General features: G+C 74.3%; 15 protein-coding genes. 4 read left to right on the plus strand and 11 right to left on the minus strand.

Going from position 1 to position 18,304, the window contains the following annotated elements; genetic code table 11:
• Positions 1–13 precede the first annotated feature (13 nt).
• Positions 14–2,077 carry a penicillin acylase family protein gene (locus IE170_RS10555; protein WP_189809068.1) on the plus strand — a complete coding sequence of 688 codons (2,064 nt, stop codon included), beginning with the start codon at positions 14–16 and terminating at the stop codon, positions 2,075–2,077.
• Positions 2,074–2,676: a GNAT family N-acetyltransferase gene (locus tag IE170_RS10560; protein ID WP_189809069.1), complete on the plus strand. Its 603-nt coding sequence runs from the start codon at positions 2,074–2,076 to the stop codon at positions 2,674–2,676. Before IE170_RS10555 ends, IE170_RS10560 begins: the two co-directional genes overlap by 4 nt.
• Before the next feature lie 101 nt (positions 2,677–2,777).
• On the opposite strand, the gene gatB is transcribed toward IE170_RS10560, so the two are convergent.
• From gatB to IE170_RS10605, 9 genes are all read right to left on the minus strand, one after another.
• Positions 2,778–4,229: an Asp-tRNA(Asn)/Glu-tRNA(Gln) amidotransferase subunit GatB gene (gene gatB / locus IE170_RS10565; protein WP_229884685.1), complete on the minus strand. Its 1,452-nt coding sequence runs from the start codon at positions 4,227–4,229 to the stop codon at positions 2,778–2,780.
• Between the two features lie 72 nt (positions 4,230–4,301).
• Positions 4,302–4,550 carry a hypothetical protein gene (locus IE170_RS10570; protein WP_189809071.1) on the minus strand — a complete coding sequence of 83 codons (249 nt, stop codon included), beginning with the start codon at positions 4,548–4,550 and terminating at the stop codon, positions 4,302–4,304.
• Entirely contained in the window at positions 4,547–6,046 is a 1,500-nt protein-coding gene (gene gatA, locus IE170_RS10575) for an Asp-tRNA(Asn)/Glu-tRNA(Gln) amidotransferase subunit GatA (RefSeq protein ID WP_223857022.1), read from the minus strand. Before gatA ends, IE170_RS10570 begins: the two co-directional genes overlap by 4 nt.
• A 5-nt stretch (positions 6,047–6,051) precedes the next feature.
• Entirely contained in the window at positions 6,052–6,348 is a 297-nt protein-coding gene (gene gatC, locus IE170_RS10580; RefSeq protein ID WP_114054294.1) for an Asp-tRNA(Asn)/Glu-tRNA(Gln) amidotransferase subunit GatC, read from the minus strand.
• A 161-nt stretch (positions 6,349–6,509) separates the two neighbouring features.
• On the minus strand, positions 6,510–8,708 hold the full coding sequence (locus tag IE170_RS10585) for a putative bifunctional diguanylate cyclase/phosphodiesterase (RefSeq protein ID WP_189809072.1): 2,199 nt from the start codon (positions 8,706–8,708) through the stop codon (positions 6,510–6,512).
• A 387-nt stretch (positions 8,709–9,095) separates the two neighbouring features.
• The gene (ligA, locus tag IE170_RS10590; RefSeq protein ID WP_189809073.1) at positions 9,096–11,318 is read right to left on the minus strand and encodes an NAD-dependent DNA ligase LigA; all 2,223 of its coding nucleotides are present in this window, start codon (positions 11,316–11,318) and stop codon (positions 9,096–9,098) included.
• A gap of 31 nt (positions 11,319–11,349) precedes the next feature.
• Positions 11,350–12,333, minus strand: a complete 984-nt coding sequence (locus IE170_RS10595; RefSeq protein WP_189809074.1) for a methionine synthase — start codon at positions 12,331–12,333, stop codon at positions 11,350–11,352.
• Entirely contained in the window at positions 12,330–13,019 is a 690-nt protein-coding gene (locus tag IE170_RS10600) for an SDR family oxidoreductase (protein WP_189809075.1), read from the minus strand. Before IE170_RS10600 ends, IE170_RS10595 begins: the two co-directional genes overlap by 4 nt.
• A 53-nt stretch (positions 13,020–13,072) precedes the next feature.
• On the minus strand, positions 13,073–14,104 hold the full coding sequence (locus tag IE170_RS10605; RefSeq protein ID WP_189809076.1) for a GlxA family transcriptional regulator: 1,032 nt from the start codon (positions 14,102–14,104) through the stop codon (positions 13,073–13,075).
• A gap of 134 nt (positions 14,105–14,238) precedes the next feature.
• On the opposite strand from IE170_RS10605, the gene IE170_RS10610 reads away from it, so the two are divergent.
• Positions 14,239–15,168, plus strand: a complete 930-nt coding sequence (locus tag IE170_RS10610; RefSeq protein ID WP_189809077.1) for an NADP-dependent oxidoreductase — start codon at positions 14,239–14,241, stop codon at positions 15,166–15,168.
• Positions 15,169–15,213: 45 nt separating this feature from the next.
• On the opposite strand, the gene mnmA is transcribed toward IE170_RS10610, so the two are convergent.
• The gene (gene mnmA, locus IE170_RS10615) at positions 15,214–16,344 is read right to left on the minus strand and encodes a tRNA 2-thiouridine(34) synthase MnmA (protein WP_189809078.1); all 1,131 of its coding nucleotides are present in this window, start codon (positions 16,342–16,344) and stop codon (positions 15,214–15,216) included.
• Positions 16,345–16,412: 68 nt separating this feature from the next.
• On the opposite strand from mnmA, the gene IE170_RS10620 reads away from it, so the two are divergent.
• Positions 16,413–17,096: an N-acetylmuramoyl-L-alanine amidase gene (locus tag IE170_RS10620; protein ID WP_189809079.1), complete on the plus strand. Its 684-nt coding sequence runs from the start codon at positions 16,413–16,415 to the stop codon at positions 17,094–17,096.
• An 11-nt stretch (positions 17,097–17,107) separates the two neighbouring features.
• On the opposite strand, the gene IE170_RS10625 is transcribed toward IE170_RS10620, so the two are convergent.
• Positions 17,108–18,271 (minus strand): cysteine desulfurase family protein, encoded by a 1,164-nt coding sequence (locus tag IE170_RS10625; RefSeq protein WP_189809080.1) that lies wholly within the window; start codon positions 18,269–18,271, stop codon positions 17,108–17,110.
• Between the last annotated feature and the right edge of the window lie 33 nt (positions 18,272–18,304).

The following is an 18,304-nucleotide window of genomic DNA, read 5'->3' on the forward strand; positions in this document are numbered from 1 at the left end:
AGAGTGTGAGCCTGTGAGCGACGCGGACGACTTCGAGCTGTACCGGGACGACTGGGGCATCCCGCACCTGCGCGCCCCCGACCCGCTCCGCCTGGCCTACGCCCAGGGCCGGGCCACCGCCCTGGACCGGGCCTGGCAGCTGGAGGTCGAACGCCACCGCTCGCAGGGCGCCAGCGCGGCGTTCCTCGGCCCGGAGTCCCTCGCCTGGGACCGCTTCGCCCGCCAGAGCCGCCTCGACGACACCGCCCGCCGCTGCCACGAGGCGCTCGACCCGGAGACCGCCGCCTGGGTCGGGGCGTACGTCGACGGCGTCAACGACGGCCTGGCCCGGGGCGCCGCCCGCGACGAGCGCTTCAACCGCGCCGGCCACACCCCCGCCCCGTGGGAGCCGTGGGTGCCCCTCGGCATCTGGATCGCGACGCACATCCTGTTCGCCGGGTTCGCCACCAAGCTGTGGCGCGAGCGCGCCGCCCGCGCCCTCGGCGACGAGGCCGCCACCCTGTTCGCCACCGACGGCCCCGGAGCGGCCGGCAGCAACGGCTGGATGGTCCCCGGCGACCGGACCGCCACCGGCTCGGCGATCATCGCCGGCGACCCGCACCGGATCATCGAGGAGCCGGGCGTCTACCAGCAGATACGGCTGGCCTGCCCGGAGTACGACGTCGTCGGCATCGCCGTCCCCGGTATCCCCGGCCTCGCCCACTTCGGCCACACCGGGACCGCCGCCTGGGCCATCACCAACGCCATGTCCGACTACCAGGACCTCTACGTGGAGCGCCTCCGCACCACCGCCGACGGCTCCGGCTTCGAGGCGCTGGGGCCCGACGGTGCCTGGGAGCCCGTCCACCGGCACACCGAGACCATCGCCGTCGCGGGCGCCGACCCCGTCGAGGTGGAGGTCCTGGAGACCGCCCGCGGCCCCGTCATCACCCGCGAGGAGGGCGGGGACCAGACGCTCTCGCTGCGCTACCCGCCCCGCGTCCGCCGCGACCTCGGCTTCGCCGTGCTGCCCGCCCTGCTGCGCGCCCGCACGGTGGCCGACATCGACCGCGCCCTCGACGGCTGGGCCGAGCCGGTCAACGTCGTCCACGCCGCCGACTCCGAGGGCGGCCTGCTGCACCGCGTCGCCGGCGCCGTCCCGCTGCGCGACCCCGCGAACCGGCTGCGCCCCGTACCCGCCTGGGACGCCCGCCACGCCTGGCAGGGCTGGGCGCAGACCCCCTCCGAGCCGGTGCAGGACTTCGCCGTCATGGCCAACGCCCGCGGCATCGCCTCGCCCCTCGGCGTGGAGTTCGCTCCCCCGCACCGCGCCGACCGCATCCGCGAGCTGCTCTCCGGCGCGGCCGACTGGTCCCCGAAGGCCATGGCCGCCATCCACGCCGACACGCACCTGGCCTCCGCGGAGCCGCTGCTCGCCCTGCTGCCCGAACCGGAGGACCTCTCCCCCGCGGCGCAGTCGCTGCGAACCCGGCTGCTGGCCTGGGACCGGCGCATGGACGCCGGCAGCACGGACGCCACCCTGTTCGCCGCCCTGCGCGCCGCCGTCGTACGCCGCTTCGCCGCCGACCCGGCCCTGGAGGGCCTGGCGGGGCCGCCGTCCGGCCCCGAGGTGTTCCACCCCTGGCTGTACCTGCTGCCGCGCATCGGCTACGCCCTGGAGGGCCTGCTGCGCTCGCCGCTCCTCCCCGGCCTGGACCGGGCCGCGCACGTCCGCGCCGCCCTGGAGGAGACCGCCGCGGCCGGCGCGCCCGAGACCCCCTGGTCCGAGGTGCACCGCCTCGCACCGTGGTCGGCGCTCCCGGACCCGGACGCCGCGTGGCCGGGCCTCGGCGGGGACCACGACTGCGTCAACGCCACCTCCACCGTGCCCGGTTTCACCGACCTGTGCGGCCGTGCGTCGGCCGCCCGCTACGTGTGGGACCTCGGCCGCCGCGAGGACAGCCTGTGGGCCGTCCCCCTGGGCGCCGACGGCGTCGCCGGAGCGCCCCACCACCGCGACCAGCTGACGCTGTGGGCGCGCTGCGAACTCGTCCCCGTCACCACCGACTGGGCCCGCCTCACCAAGGAAGACGCATGACCGCCACCGCCACCCGCGGGCCCGTCCACACGGAGGCCGTCGACGGCTTCGGGACGGTCACCCTCACCCCCGTCGACCCGGCCGCCGACGCCCCGCTGATCCACCGCTGGGTCAGCGAGGACCGCGCCCGCTTCTGGGGCATGACGGACGCGAGCCCCGACCTCGTCCGCGAGGTCTACGAGGACCTGGACCGCCGCACCACGCACCACGCGTTCCTGGCGCGCCGCGACGGGGTGCCCGTCGCCCTGTTCCAGACGTACGAGTGCACGGCGGACCGGGTCTCCGAGTGCTACGAGGCCCGGCCCGGCGACACCGGCGTGCACCTGCTCCTGGCCCCGGCCGCGGGCGCCGCCGAGCCCGGCTTCAGCGGGCGGCTGATCGAGGCGTTCACGGCGTTCGTCTTCTCCGACGGGACCACGCGCCGCCTCGTCGCCGACCCCGACGCCCGCAACGCGAAGGCCATCGCCCGCCTGGAGCGCTCCGGGTTCGCCGTCGGCCCGGAGGTCGAGCTGCCCGAGATCGTGCTGCCGGAGATCCACATCCCGGCGAAGCGCGCCCGCCTGGCGTTCTACGAGGCCCCCGGCCTCCCGGCGCGCTGACGGGCCGCCACGCGGAACGGCCCGCACCCCGAGGGGGTGCGGGCCGTTCCGCGTGCAGCGGGCCGGAGCCGCCGGCTCCGACTGGCTCCGACTGGCTGCGACTAGGCGGAGACGCCGAGCTTCTCCAGGATGAGCTCCTTGACGCGGGCCGCGTCGGCCTGGCCGCGGGTGGTCTTCATGACCGCGCCGACCAGCGCGCCGACTGCGGCGACCTTGCCACCGCGGATCTTGTCGGCGATGGCCGGGTTGCCCGCGATCGCCTCGTCGACGGCCGCGCCGAGCGCGCCCTCGTCCGAGACGACCTTCAGGCCGCGCTTCTCGACGACCTCGTCGGGGGTTCCCTCGCCGGCGAGGACGCCCTCGATGACCTGGCGGGCCAGCTTGTCGTTCAGGTCGCCGGCCGCGACCAGCGCCGCGACCCGAGCCACCTGCGCCGGGGTGATCGGCAGCTCGTCGACGGAGACGCCCTGCTCGTTGGCGTTGCGGGCGAGCTCGCCCATCCACCACTTGCGGGCGGCGGCGGAGTCGGCGCCCTCCTCGATCGTGGCGACGATGGAGTCCACCGCGCCCGCGTTGAGGATCGACTGCATGTCGTGCTCGCTGACGCCCCACTCCTCGCGGAGCCGGTTGCGCCGCACGCGCGGCATCTCCGGCAGGCCGGCGCGGAGCTCCTCGACCCACTCGCGGGACGGGGCGACCGGGACGAGGTCGGGCTCCGGGAAGTACCGGTAGTCCTCGGCGTTGTCCTTGATGCGGCCGGAGGTGGTGGAGCCGTCGTCCTCGTGGAAGTGGCGGGTCTCCTGGACGATCGTGCCGCCGCTGCTCAGGACGGCCGCGTGGCGCTGGATCTCGAAGCGCGCCGCGCGCTCGACGGAGCGCAGCGAGTTGACGTTCTTCGTCTCCGAGCGGGTGCCGAACTCCTCGGTGCCGTTCGGGCGGAGCGACAGGTTCACGTCGCAGCGCATCTGGCCCTTGTCCATGCGGGCCTCGGACACGCCGAGCGCCTTGATGACCTCGCGCAGCTCGGCGACGTAGGCCTTGGCGACCTCGGGGGCGCGGGAGCCGGCGCCGACGATCGGCTTGGTGACGATCTCGATCAGCGGGATGCCGGCGCGGTTGTAGTCCAGCAGGGAGTGGGAGGCGCCGTGGATGCGGCCGGTGGCACCGCCGACGTGCAGCGACTTGCCGGTGTCCTCCTCCATGTGGGCGCGCTCGATCTCCACGCGGAAGACCTCGCCGTCCTCCAACTGCACGTCGAGGTAGCCGTTGAAGGCGATCGGCTCGTCGTACTGGGAGGTCTGGAAGTTCTTCGGCATGTCCGGATAGAAGTAGTTCTTCCGGGCGAAGCGGCACCATTCGGCGATCTCGCAGTTCAGCGCGAGGCCGATCTTGATGGCGGACTCGACGCCGATCGCGTTGACGACGGGCAGCGAGCCGGGCAGGCCGAGACAGGTGGGGCAGGTCTGCGAGTTGGGCTCGGCGCCCAGCTCGGTCGAGCAGCCGCAGAACATCTTGGTCTTCGTGCCGAGCTCGACATGGACCTCCAGGCCCATGACGGGGTCGTACGACGCGAGGGCGTCCTCGTACGACAGCAGTTCGGTGACGGTCACAGTGAAACTTCCCTCTCAGCCCATCAGGACGTCGTCGTCGCCGAGGCGCTTGAGCTCGCGGTACAGGATGGCGAGGCCGGTGACGATGGCGGCGGCCGACACGACGGCGTCGACCAGCTTGAGCATGTCCTGCTCGGAGCGGGCCTTGCGGGCCTGCTTGATCACGCCGATGGCACCGAAGGCGGTGGTGCCGATCGACAGGTACGTACCGGACCTGGACTTCTTGAAGCCCTTGGCCTTGGAAAGAGCGCTACTACCGGTCACAGCGACGGAGCCTCCTCAAGCAGCGGGTGGCCCCAGCGCTCGACGAAGGCGGCCTCGACGGCGGCACCGACCTTGTACAGGCGGTCGTCCTTCATCGCCGGGGCGATGATCTGCAGTCCGACCGGCAGGCCGTCCTCCGGCGCCAGGCCGCAGGGCAGCGACATGGCGGCGTTGCCGGCCAGGTTGGTCGGGATGGTGCACAGGTCGGCGAGGTACATCGCCAGCGGGTCGTCGGTGCGCTCGCCGATCGCGAAGGCGGTGGTCGGGGTCGTCGGGGAGACGATCACGTCGACCTGCTCGAAGGACTTCTCGAAGTCCCGGGTGATCAGCGTGCGGACCTTCTGGGCCGAGCCGTAGTACGCGTCGTAGTAGCCGGAGCTCAGCGCGTACGTGCCGAGGATGACGCGGCGCTTGACCTCGTCGCCGAAGCCGGCGTCGCGGGTCAGCGCGGTGACCTCCTCGGCGGACTTCGTGCCGTCGTCGCCGACGCGCAGGCCGTAGCGCATGGCGTCGAAGCGGGCCAGGTTGGAGGAGCACTCGGACGGCGCGATCAGGTAGTACGCGGCCATCGCGAGGTCGAAGGACGGGCAGTCCAGCTCGACGATCTCGGCGCCCAGCTCGCGCAGCAGCTCGACGGACTCCTCGAAGCGCTGCACGACGCCGGCCTGGTAGCCCTCGCCGCGGAACTGCTTGACGACGCCGACGCGCATGCCGGCGACGGAGCCGTTGCGGGCGGCCTCGACGACCGGCGGGACCGGCGCGTCGATGGAGGTGGAGTCCAGCGGGTCGTGCCCGGCGATCACCTCGTGCAGCAGGGCCGCGTCCAGGACCGTGCGGGCGCACGGGCCGCCCTGGTCGAGGGAGGAGGAGAAGGCGACCATGCCGTAGCGGGAGACCGCGCCGTACGTGGGCTTCACGCCGACGGTGCCGGTGACGGCGGCGGGCTGGCGGATGGAGCCGCCGGTGTCCGTGCCGATGGCGAGGGGCGCCTGGTAGGCGGCCAGCGCGGCCGCGGAGCCGCCGCCGGAGCCGCCGGGGATGCGGGTGAGGTCCCACGGGTTGCCGGTGGGGCCGTAGGCGCTGTTCTCGGTGGAGGAGCCCATGGCGAACTCGTCCATGTTGGTCTTGCCGAGGATGACGACGCCGGCTTCCTTCAGCTTGCGCGTCAGGGTGGCGTCGTACGGCGGGATCCATCCTTCGAGGATCTTCGAGCCGACGGTGGTCGGGACCCCGGCGGTGGTGAAGATGTCCTTGAGGGCGAGCGGGACGCCGGCCAGCGGGCCGAGCTCCTCGCCGCGCTCGCGCTTGGCGTCGACGGCGCGGGCCTGCGCGAGGGCGCCCTCGCGGTCGACGTGGAGGAAGGCGTGGACCTTCTCGTCGGTCGCCTCGATGCGGGCCAGGTGGGCCTCGGTGACCTCGACGGCCGTCAGCTCGCCGGAGGCGATCTTCTCGGCGGTCTCGGCGGCCGTGAGCTTGATGATGTGCGTGTCAGCCATGGTGATTAGTCCTCCCCCAGGATCTGCGGCACCTTGAAACGCTGCTGCTCCTGGGCGGGGGCGCCGGAGAGCGCCTGCGCGGGGGTGAGCGACGGTCGGACCTCGTCCGCGCGCATGACGTTCGTCAGCGGCAGCGGGTGGGAGGTCGGCGGGACGTCTTGGTCGGCGACCTCGGACACGCGGGCGACCGCGCCGATGATGTCGTCGAGCTGTCCGGCGAAGTGATCGAGCTCTTCACCGGACAGTTCCATACGCGCCAGCCGAGCGAGGTGGGCGACCTCCTCGCGCGAAATGCCAGGCATGCAGCGATCCTCTGGGGGTGGTGAGTGAGTGTTTTCCCACCAATCCTATGGGGCGGGGCCCCGGGGCCACGACACCCTTTGCCCCCGGGGCGGCCGCCGGCCCCGGCGGGCGGACCGCACCGCGGGCGGCCCGCCGGGCCCGGGGGCCCGGTCGGGGCACGCTACGGCGCCGGCGACTCCGCGGGCGCGGGGGCCGGCGAGAGCTCGCGGGTGATGTCCGCCGGCCGGCGCCAGCCGCGCTCGCCGCGGGCCAGCAGCCACGCGGTGGCCTCCTGCGGCGGCATGGCGGCCGCGACGAGCCACCCCTGGACGGCGTCGCAGCCGAGGTCGCGCAGCCGCTCCCAGGTCTCGTCGTCCTCCACGCCCTCGGCGACGACGAGCAGGCCGAGCGAGTGCGCCAGGTCGACGGTGCAGCGGACGATCTCCGCGTCCTGCGCGTCGACCGCGAGCCGTGCCACGAACGAGCGGTCGATCTTCAGCTCGCTGACCGGCAGCCGGCGCAGGTGGACGAGCGAGGAGTAGCCGGTGCCGAAGTCGTCCAGCGACATCTTCACGCCGTGCCCGGTCAGGCCGGCCATCGTGTCGGCGGCCCGCTGCGGGTCCTCCAGCAGGACGTGCTCCGTTATCTCCAGCTGCAGGCCGCTCGCGGGGACGCCGTGCCGGGCGAGGCGGGCCGCGACGGCGCCGGCGAAGCCGGGGGTGTGGACGTCGCGGGGCGAGACGTTGACGGCGACCGGGACCTTCAGGCCCTGCGCCCGCCAGCGGGCCACCTGGGCCAGGGCGGTCTCCAGGACGTACTCGGTCAGGTGGGGCATCAGCCCGGAGGTCTCGGCGATCGCGATGAACTCGTCGGGAGGGACCCGCCCGCGCTCCGGGTGCACCCAGCGCACCAGGGCCTCCAGGCCGGCCACCTGGCCGTCGAAGCGGACCTTCGGCTGGTAGTGCAGCTCGACCTCGCCCGCGTCGAGGGCGCGGCGCAGATCGCCGAGGAGGCCGAGGCGGTCGGGCGTGTTGCTGTCCCGCTTCGACTCGTACACCTCCACCCCGGTGCGGTCCCGCTTGGCCTGGTACATGGCCACGTCGGCGCGCCGCAGCAGCCCCTCGGCGTCGAGCGCGTGGTCGGGGAAGACGGCGAGGCCGGCGCTGGCCTCCAGGACGAGGGTGAGGCCGTCCAGGTCCAGGGGGGAGCTGAGCTCGGCGACGAGGTGCCGGGCGACGCGCTGGGCGCTGGTGGCGGAGTCGGCGACGGGCAGGAGGACGGCGAACTCGTCGCCCCCGAGCCGGGCGGCCTCCGCCTCCCCGGGCAGGGCCTGGTGGAGCCGCTCGGCGATCTGGAGCAGCAGGCGATCACCGGCCAGGTGGCCGAGGGTGTCGTTGACGGCGCGGAAGCGGTCCAGGTCGATCAGCACGAGGGCCGAGCGGGTGCCCAAACGTTCAGCCTCGTCCAGCGCGGACCAGGTGCGCTCCAGCAGCCACTGCCGGTTCGGCAGCCCGGTCAGCGGGTCGCGCAGCTGCTCCTCGGCGCGGGCGCGGGCGATCCGCAGGGTGGAGTCCAGGGCGATCAGCGGCACGGCGAACAGCGGCAGCAGGACGGGCTGCGCGACGGCGACGACGCAGATCAGCGGGGCGATGCCGAGCAGGGCGACCGCGACTAAGGCCTGCCGCAGCAGGGCCGTGCGGGCGGCGGTGCGCAGGCCCCCGCCGCGCCGCCCCAGCGCGAACCACAGCAGGAGGCGGGTGACCAGCAGGTAGGCGACGGCGACCAGGACCACCTCGGGCGCGGCCTGGAGGCCCCAGGTGTCCGGCGTCCACGGGGACTCGACCGTGGGCGCCTCCCCGAAAGCGGCGAGGACGAGGGCGCCGGCGCCGATGCCGAGGATGTCCGCGGCGCCGTGCAGCAGCCCCTGGCGCCAGCGGTGCCGGCGCGCGGCCCACACCAGCGAGACGACGGAGAGCGAGACGAGCCCGGCGGGCAGCCAGCCGTAGAGGATGAGCACGCCGAGGGTCAGGGCCGCGCCAGATCCGGTGCCGCCCCACCAGCGGTCGCGGCCGAGGGCGACCAGGTGGCCGACGATGATGCCCGTGAGCAGGGCGAGGGCCCAGCCGACCGCGCCGCCGGGGAACAGCGCCTGACGGTCGATCAGCGCTGCGGCGATGCCCGCCGCGAGGAGGACGGCGGCCAGGCCGACCACCGCGACCGGCAGCACGGTGCGCCGCGCGGTCCCCTGCTGCCCGGTCCCCGTGTCGAGCGGGCGGGTGTCGGGCGTCCTGGCGCGCCGGACGCCCGGCCGTCCCGTCCGCATGGGCGGGATCTCCCCGCCGACATCAGGTGACGGGTCGGCGCTATCGGTGGGTTTCATGCCCGTCCCTCTCACAGCCGGCTGTGCCGATGTCACGCGATGGCCCCGATGTCATGCCATCACGGCTGGCATCGCACCGCGCAGCCGTGCACGACAGGCGCACCCCTCAACAGTAGGACGCGAGAGGCTCCCAGGGGCAGCGGTCGGCGGCGGTTGCCCGATCGCGACCCAGCCATCCTCATCAGTACGGTATCCGCCGAACAGGTGAGTTGGGACCAGACCCCCCGGCTTACCCGTCCGATGATCCGACAGGTCACCGCCCTGCCAACAGCCCTGTACCGGCCGTTTGGCACCGGCTGCCGCGCCGGGCGTGCGCCCGCCCGCACGGCCGCACGCCACGCATCCGTCCACCGGCGCCGCCTGCGGTGTGCGGACGGCCCGGGGGTGCTATTCGGCCTGTTCGGCCGCCGGGGCCGCCGCGGCACCGCCCTCGGCCGGGAGCGCGGCCTCGCGCGCCGCGTCCGGTCCCTGCTCCAGCAGGACGGCGAAGCCCGCTTCGTCGAGGACGGGCAGCTTCAACTGCACGGCCTTGTCGTACTTCGAGCCGGGGTTCTCGCCGACGACGACGAAGGAGGTCTTCTTCGAGACCGAGCCGGTGACCTTGGCGCCGCGGCTCTGGAGGGCTTCCTTGGCGCCGTCGCGGGTGTGGTGCTGCAGGGTGCCGGTGACGACGACGGTGAGGCCTTCGAGCGGGCGCGGGCCCTCGTCCTCGCCGGAGCCCTCGTCCTCCATCCGCACGCCGGCGGCCCGCCACTTGCGCAGGATCTCCTGGTGCCAGTCGACCGCGAACCACTCCTTGACGGCGGCCGCGATGATGGGCCCGACGCCCTCGGTGGCGGCCAGCTCCTCCTCGCTCGCCTGCTCGATCCGGTCGATCGACCGGAAGGCGCGCGCCAGCGTCTCCGCGGCGACGGGGCCGACGTGCCGGATGGAGAGGCCGTTGATGAAGCGGGCCAGCGGCCGGTCCTTGGCCGCGGCGATGTTCTCCAGCATCGCGAGGGCGTTCTTCTTCGGTTCGCCCTTCTGGTTGGCGAAGACCGTGACGATCTTCTCCTCGCCGGTCTTCGGGTCGCGCTTGGGCAGCCCGCTGTCGGCGTCGAGGACGTACGCCTTGATCGGCAGCAGCTGCTCGATCGTGAGGTCGAACAGGTCGCCCTCGTCGCGCATCGGCGGCTCGGCCGGCTCCAGCGGGTTGGTGAGCGCGGCCGCGGCGACGGCCCCGAAGTTCTCGATGTCGAGGCACTGCCGGCCCGCGAGGTAGTACAGCCGCTCGCGCAACTGGGCGGGGCACGTCTGCGCGTTGGGGCAGCGCAGGTCGATGTCGCCTTCCTTCATGGCGCGCAGCGGCGTGCCGCACTCGGGGCACTCGGCGGGCATCACGAACTCCCGCTCGGTGCCGTCGCGCAGGTCCACGACGGGGCCGAGGATCTCGGGGATGACGTCCCCGGCCTTGCGCAGGACCACGGTGTCGCCGATGAGGACGCCCTTGGCCTTGACGACCTCCTGGTTGTGCAGGGTCGCGAACTCCACCTCGGATCCCGCCACCGTCACGGGCTCCACCTGCGCGTACGGGGTGACGCGCCCGGTGCGGCCGACGCCGACCTTGATGTCGACGAGCTTGGTGTTGACCTCCTCGGGGGCGTACTTCCACGCGATGGCCCAGCGCGGGGCGCGCGCCGTGGAGCCGAGCCGGCCCTGGAGCGGGATCTCGTCGAGCTTGACGACGACGCCGTCGATCTCGTGCTCCACGGAGTGGCGGTGCTCGCCGAAGTGGGCGATGAACTCGCGGACCTCGGCCAGGGAGGACACGACCCGGTTGTGCCGCGCGGTGGGCAGGCCCCACTCGCGCAGCAGCCCGTACGCCTGCGACAGGGTGGCGATCTCGAAGCCCTCGCGGGCGCCGATGCCGTGCACCACCATGTGCAGCGGGCGGGTCGCGGTGACCTTGGGGTCCTTCTGGCGCAGCGAACCGGCCGCCGCGTTGCGCGGGTTGGCGAACGGCTTGTCGCCGACGGCGACGAGGCGGGCGTTGAGCTCCTCGAACTTCTCCATCGGGAAGAAGACCTCGCCGCGGATCTCGACGACGTCGGGGATCCGGTCGCCGGAGAGGCGGTCGGGAACCTCCGCGATGGTGCGGACGTTGGGCGTGATGTCCTCGCCGGTGCGGCCGTCGCCGCGGGTGGCGGCGCGGGTCAGCCGGCCCTTCTCGTAGGTGAGGTTGACCGCGAGGCCGTCCACCTTGAGCTCGCACAGGTAGTGGAAGTCGGGGGTGCCCACGTCCCGGGCGACGCGGTCCGCCCAGGCGGACAGCTCCTCGTCGTCGAAGGCGTTGTCGAGGGAGAGCATGCGCTCGCGGTGCACGACGGAGGCGAAGTCCGTCTCGTACGCACCGGCGACCTTCTGGGTCGGCGAATCGGGCGTGCGCAGCTCCGGGTACTGCTCCTCGAGCGCCTCCAGCGAGCGCAGCAGCCGGTCGAACTCGGCGTCGCTGACGACCGGCTGGTCGTTCACGTAGTACCGGAAGCGGTGCTCCTCGACCTGCTCGGCCAGCAGCGCGTGCTGCTCGCGCACCGCCGCCGGTACCGCCGTGTCCTGCTGTTCGGCTGCCATGCCGTGTCCTCCCGTGGCCCGTCTCGGTCCGTCACTCAGGGTTGTCGGCGAGTGACCTCGCCGCGCGGGCGCAGTGGGCCTGCACCGCGCGGGCGTAGGCGGGCGAGGCGCCCGCGAGGCCGCACGACGGGGTGACCGTGACGGACTCCGCGAGGGTGCCCGGGGCCAGCCCCAGCCTGCGCCAAAGCTTCCTGACACCCATGACGCTACCGCCCGGGTCCGACAACGGGGCATCGGTGCCCGGCACCACTCCGGCGAAGAGCCGCACACCGCTTTCGACGGCCTCGCCGACGGCCTCGTCCTCGCGCTCCGTGAGCAGCGAGAAATCGAACGAGACCGCGTTGGCGCCGGCGCGGCGGAGCAGGTCGAAGGGGACGCCGGGGGCGCAGGAGTGGACGACGACGTCCCCGTCGTGGACGGCGAACAGCTCGCGCAGGGTCCCCTCGACGACCTGCCGGTCCACGGCCCGGTAGGTGCGGTAGCCGCTGGCGGTGCGGACCCGGCCGGTGAGGACGGCGGTGAGCGACGGCTCGTCGAACTGGAGGACGATCTCGGCGCCGGGAATCCGCCTGCGGACGTCGGCGAGGTGTCCGCGCAGCCCCTCGGCGAGGGAGGCGGCCAGGTCGCGGCAGGCGCCGGGGTCCTGGAGGGCGGCCTCGCCGCCGTGCAGCTCCAGCGCGGCGGCGAGCGTCCACGGGCCGACGGCCTGCACCTTGAGGCGCCCCTCGTAGCCCTGGGTGAACTCCTCGAGGGCGTCGAGGTCCTCGCCGAGCCAGGACCGGGCGCGCCGGGTGTCGCGGCCGGGGCGGTCGCTGACGCGCCAGCCGCTGGGCTCGACGTGCGCGTACAGGTCGACGAGCAGGCCGAGCGAGCGGCCGATCATGTCGGCGCCGGGGCCGCGGGCGGGCAGCTCGGGCAGGTAGGGGAAGTCCTCGAAGGAGCCGGTGGCGGTCTTGGCGGCCTCGCGGGCGTCGCCGCCGGGAAGGGAGCCGACCCCGGTGGCGTTCGCGGTCACCGGCCCGGCCTCACGGTCAGGTCGTTCACCTCGGCGTCGCGCGGCAGGTCGAGGGCCATCAGGATGGTGGTGGCCACGGACTCCGGGTCGATCCAGGCGGAGGGGTCGTACTCCCTGCCCTCCTGGGAGTGCACCTTGGCCTGCATGGCGGTGGCGGTGCGGCCGGGGTAGACGGAGGTGACGCGGATGCCGTTGGCGCGCTCCTCGGCCCGCAGCGCATCGGCGAGCGCCTTCAGCCCGTGCTTGGAGGCGGCGTACGCGCTCCAGTCGGCGTGGGCGTTCAGGCCGGCGCCGGAGTTGACGAAGACGACGGTCGCCTTGGAGGCGCGCAGGGTCGGCAGGAGGAGCCGGGTGACCTCGGCAGGGGCGATCAGGTTGACGTTGAGCTGCTGGTGCCAGGTCTTGGGGCGCAGCTCGCCGACGGGCCCGAGGTCGACGATCCCGGCGATGTGCAGGAGGGAGTCGAGCCGCTCGGGCAGCGCCTGCTTGTCGAAGGCCCAGGAGAGCCGGTCGGGGTCGGCGAGGTCGCCGACGAGGGTGCGGGCCCCGGGGTAGCGCTCGACGAGCTGCCGGGCGCGGGCGGCGTCGCGGGCGAGGAGGATCAGGTCGTCGCCCCGCGCGTGCAGGCGGGCGGCGACGGCGGCGCCGATGCCGGCCCCGGCTCCGGTGATCAGGTGTGTAGGCATACCGCCCATGCTCGCAGGTCCGGGGCGCGGCTCCCGCCGGACCGGGGCATCGGTCAGCCGGCGGGGGCGGGCTCGGCGGCCCCGGCGCGGGCACCGCGGGGGCGGGCCTGTCCGGCGGCCGGGCCGTCGGCCGGCCGGAAGGTGCGGCGGTAGGCGGTCGGGGAGACGCCGAGGGCGCTGCGCATGTGCTGGCGCAGCGAGTTGGCGGAGCCGAAGCCGGCGCGGTGGGCGACCAGGTCGACGGGGAGGTCGCTGGACTCCAGCAGGTGGCGGGCGACCTCCAGGCGCTGGCCGGTGAGCCACTGGACGGGGGTCATGCCGGCCTCCTCGCGGAAGCGGCGGGTGAAGGTGCGCAGGCTCATCCGCGCGTGGGCGGCGAGCCGGTCGAGGGTCAGCGGCTCGGCGAGCCGCTCCAGGGCCCAGGCCCGGGTGGCGGTGGTCGTGGCGGCGGTCGGCTCCGGCACGGGCCGCTCGATGTACTGGGCCTGCCCGCCGTCGCGCCAGGGCGGTACGACGCACAGCCGGGCGGCGAGGTTGGCGACGGCGGTGCCGTGGTCCGCGCGGATGAGGTGGAGGCACAGGTCGATGCCGGCGGCGACGCCGGCGGAGGTGAGGACGTCGCCGTCGTCGACGAAGAGGACGTCCTCGTCGAGCCGGACGCGCGGGAAGGCGCGGCGGAAGGCGGGGGCGTGCACCCAGTGGGTGGTGGCGGTGCGGCCGTCGAGCAGTCCGGCGGCGGCGAGCACCTCGGAGCCGGTGCAGATGGAGACGGTGCGGGTGCCGGGGCGGATCGCGGCCAGGGCGTCGGCGAGGACGGCCGGGAGGGGCTCGCCGCGCAGCAGGCCGGGCATGGCGTGGGTCGGCGGGATGATCACGGTGTCGGCGGCGGCGAGCGCCTCGGGGCCGGCGGCGGAGCCGATGGTGAAGCCCGCGTCGGTGGCGACGGGCCCGCCGTCCGGGGTGCAGACGGTGACCTCGTACAGCAAGGAGCCGTCCTCGGCGCGGGCGTTGCCGAACACGCGGGACGGCATGCCGAGCTCGAAGGGTGCGACGCCTTCCAGGGCGAGTACGGCGACACGGTGCATGGCCAGATTCTGTCACATGGTGGCCTTCCGGCCACCACCACGCGGGGCTCCGGGCGGCGAAGCTGGTCCTACCGGCCGGGCGAACCGGCACGGAACTGCACGAAGCACCGCACAGCACTACCGAGGAGACATCCATGCGAGCCGTCGTCATCAGCCAGTGGGGCGGGCCCGAGGTCCTCACCGAGGTCGAGGCGGACCGGCCGGAGCCGGGCCTGAACGAGATCCTGGTCCGGGTCCGCGCGGCCGGCGTGAACCCCGTGGACTGGAAGACCCGGGCCGGGGGCGCCCTGATCGGCTGGGGCGAGACCCCGATGGTCGGCTGGGACGTCTCGGGCACCGTCGAGGCGGTCGGCCCGGGCGTGACGGTGTACCGCCCGGGTGACGAGGTGTACGGCATGCCGCACTTCCCGCGGCAGGCCGGCGGCTACGCGGAGTACGTGGCGGCCCCGGCCCGGCACTTCGCCCGCAAGCCCGCCTCCCTGGACCACGTGCAGGCGGCCGCGCTGCCGCTGGCGGCGCTCACGGCCTGGCAGGCCCTGGTCGAGGGCGCGGGCCTGCAGCCGGGCGAGCGCGTGCTGGTCCACGCGGCGGCCGGCGGCGTCGGTCACCTGGCCGTGCAGATCGCCAAGGCGCGCGGGGCGTACGTGATCGGCACCGCCAGCGCCGCCAAGCACGGCCTGCTGCGCGGGCTCGGCGCCGACGAGCTGGTCGACTACCGCGCACAGGACTTCGCCGAGGCCGTCTCCGAGGTGGACGTGGTCCTCGACGGGCTGGGCGGCGAGGTGGCCCGCCGCTCCCTGGAGGTGCTGAAGCCGGGCGGCCGGCTGGTGTCGCTTCCGGGGCCGGGCGACGTCCCGGCGGAGGCCGCGGAGCGGGGCGTGCACGCGTCCTGGATGCTGGTGGAGCCGGACCGCAAGGGGCTGGAGGAGATCGCCGCCCTGGCGGACCGCGGCCTGCTGAAGCCGATGGTGGACACGGTGCTGCCGCTGGAGCAGGCTGCGCGGGCACACGAGATCGGCGAGCAGGGCCGCACCACCGGCAAGATCGTCCTGACGGTGGCCTGAGCCCGGAAGCTGGGGCGGCCGCGGGGGCGGGGCGGCCGCCCGGCGTCACACCGCGGCGGCGGCGCGGGTGGTCGTCGCGATGGTGGCGGAGCCGACGACGCGGGTGCCGTCGTAGAGGACGATCGCCTGGCCGGGGGCCACCCCGCGGACCGGCTCGGTGAAGCGGACGCGCAGCTCGCCGTCGACGACCTCGGCGAAGACCTCGGTCTCGCCGCCGTGGGCGCGCAGCTGGGCGGTGTAGGTGCCGGGGGCGGCGGGGGTGGAGCCGCACCAGCGGGGGCGGATCGCGGTGAGGGCTCCGACGTCCAGGGACTCGGCCGGCCCGACCGTGACGGTGTTGTTCACCGGCGAGATGTCAAGGACGTAGCGCGGCTTGCCGTCGGGGGCGGGGTGGCCGATGCGCAGGCCCTTGCGCTGGCCGATGGTGAAGCCGTACGCGCCGTCGTGGGTGCCGACCTTGGCGCCGGACTCGTCGACGATGTCGCCCTCGGCCCGGCCGAGGCGCTTGGCGAGGAAGCCCTGGGTGTCGCCGTCGGCGATGAAGCAGATGTCGTGGCTGTCGGGCTTCTTCGCGACGGCGAGGCCGCGGCGCTCCGCCTCGGCGCGGATCTCCTCCTTGGTGGTGATCGTGTCGCCGAGCGGGAAGAGGGCGTGGGCGAGCTGCTTCTCGTCGAGGACGCCGAGGACGTACGACTGGTCCTTGGCCATGTCGGAGGCGCGGTGCAGCTCGCGGGTGCCGTCCTCGCCCACGACGATCGTCGCGTAGTGGCCGGTGCAGACCGCGTCGAAGCCGAGGGCGAGGGCCTTGTCGAGGAGCGCCGCGAACTTGATCTTCTCGTTGCAGCGCAGGCACGGGTTGGGGGTGCGGCCCGCCTCGTACTCGGCGACGAAGTCCTCCACCACGTCCTCGCGGAAGCGCTCGGCGAGGTCCCAGCAGTAGAAGGGGATGCCGATGACGTCGGCCGCGCGTCGGGCGTCCCGGGAGTCCTCGATGGTGCAGCAGCCGCGCGCGCCGGTCCTGAAGGACTGCGGGTTCGCGGAGAGCGCCAGGTGGACACCGGTCACGTCGTGCCCGGCTTCGACCGCGCGGGCGGCGGCGACGGCGGAGTCCACGCCGCCGGACATGGCGGCCAGGACGCGGAGGGGACGGGCGGGGCGCGGCAGGTTCTCAGTCATAGCGCTTTCCAGGGTACGGGGGAACCGTGCGGGGTCACAGTGCGTTGTCGGGGGCAGGGGGTGAGCGCATGGGGACCGGGGAGAAGGCGGGGAAGCCGGCCGGCGGGCCGGGCCGGGGCAGGACGCGCCGGGCGGTGCTGTTCGGGGGCCTCGGCGTCGCCGCCGTGGCGGGCGTGGCCGGGGCGGACGAGGTGCGGCGGCTGTGGTGGCTGCTGCCCGGGGTGTCCAAACCGCGCAAGGAGGGCGAGCTGGACTACGCGGGCGCGGGCTGGACGGCGGCCTCGCCGGCGAACTGGCGGCTGGCGGACCGGCCGGACGACTACCGGGTCGACCGGATCGTGGTGCATGTCACGCAGGGCGGCTTCGCCTCGTCGGTGGACGCGTTCAGGAATCCGTGGCACAAGGCGTCGGCCCACTACATAGTCCGCCAGGACGGGCACGTGGAGCAGATGGTCCGCGAGCTGGACGTCGCCTTCCACGCCGGGAACCGCTCGATGAACGAGCGGAGCATAGGCATAGAGCACGTCGGCTACGTGGAGCGGCCGCGGGACTTCACGGACGCGATGTACGCGTCCTCGGCGCGGCTCGCCGCCGACATCTGCCGGCGGTACGGCATACCGGTCGACCGCAAGCACATCGTGGCGCACTCCGAGGTGCCGGGCACGGACCACACCGATCCCGGGCCGCACTGGGACTGGGACCGGTACCTGCGCCTGGTGCGGGCCGAGGTGGCGGCCGGGGGCCCCGCCTGACCGGGCTTCCGTCAGGAGAGCCCGGCGGTGCGGGCGCGTGCGACGGCGGGGCCGATGGCGGCGGCCACGGCGGCGACGTCCTCCTCGGTGGAGGTGTGGCCGAGGGAGAAGCGCAGGGTGCCGCGGGCCAGCTGCGGGTCGGTTCCGGTCGCGAGGAGGACGTGGCTGGGCTGGGCCACGCCGGCGGTGCAGGCGGAGCCGGTGGAGCACTCGATGCCCTGGGCGTCGAGCAGGAGCAGCAGCGAGTCGCCCTCGCATCCGGGGAAGCTGAAGTGCGCGTTCGCGGGGAGCCGGTTGTCGGGGTCCCCGCCGAGGACGGCATCGGGCACGGCGGCGCGCACGGCGCGGACCAGCTCGTCGCGCAGCCGTCCGACCTCCGCGGCGAACCGCTCGCGCCGCTCGGCGGCGAGGACGGCGGCGACGGCGAAGGCGGCGATGGCGGGCACGTCGAGGGTCCCCGAGCGGACGTGCCGCTCCTGGCCGCCGCCGTGCAGGACGGGTACGGGCGTCTGGTCGCGGCCGAGCAGCAGGGCGCCGATGCCGTAGGGGCCGCCGATCTTGTGGCCGCTCACGGTCATCGCGGCGAGCCCGCTGTCCCCGAAGCGGACGTCGAGCTGGCCGACGGCCTGGACGGCGTCGGAGTGCAGCGGGACGCCGAACTCGGCTGCCGCCTCGGCGAGTTCGCGGACCGGCATGACGGTGCCGATCTCGTTGTTGGCCCACATCACGGTGGCCAGCGCCACGTCGCCGGGGTTGCGGGCGATGGCCTCGCGCAGGTCCTCGGGGCTGACGCGGCCGTACCGGTCGACCGGCAGGTACTCGACGCGGGCGCCCTCCTGCTCGGCCAGCCAGTGGACGGCGTCGAGGACGGCGTGGTGCTCGACGGGGCTGGCGAGGACCCGGGTGCGGGCGGGGTCCTGGGCGCGGCGGGCCCAGTAGAGGCCCTTGACGGCGAGGTTGTCGGCCTCGGTGCCGCCGGCGGTGAAGACGACCTCGCTGGGGCGGGCGCCGAGCGCCTCGGCGAGGGCCTCGCGGGCCTCCTCGACGGTCCGGCGGGCGCGCCGGCCGGCGGCGTGCAGGGAGGAGGCGTTCCCCGTGGCGGCGAACTGCGCGGTCATCGCCGCGGCGGCCTCCGGGAGCATCGGAGTGGTGGCGGCGTGGTCGAGGTAGGCCATGATTTCCCGATTCTACGAGCCCCGGGGCGCCCG

The organism is Streptomyces toxytricini (assembly GCF_014649915.1).
Taxonomy (GTDB): domain Bacteria; phylum Actinomycetota; class Actinomycetes; order Streptomycetales; family Streptomycetaceae; genus Streptomyces; species Streptomyces toxytricini.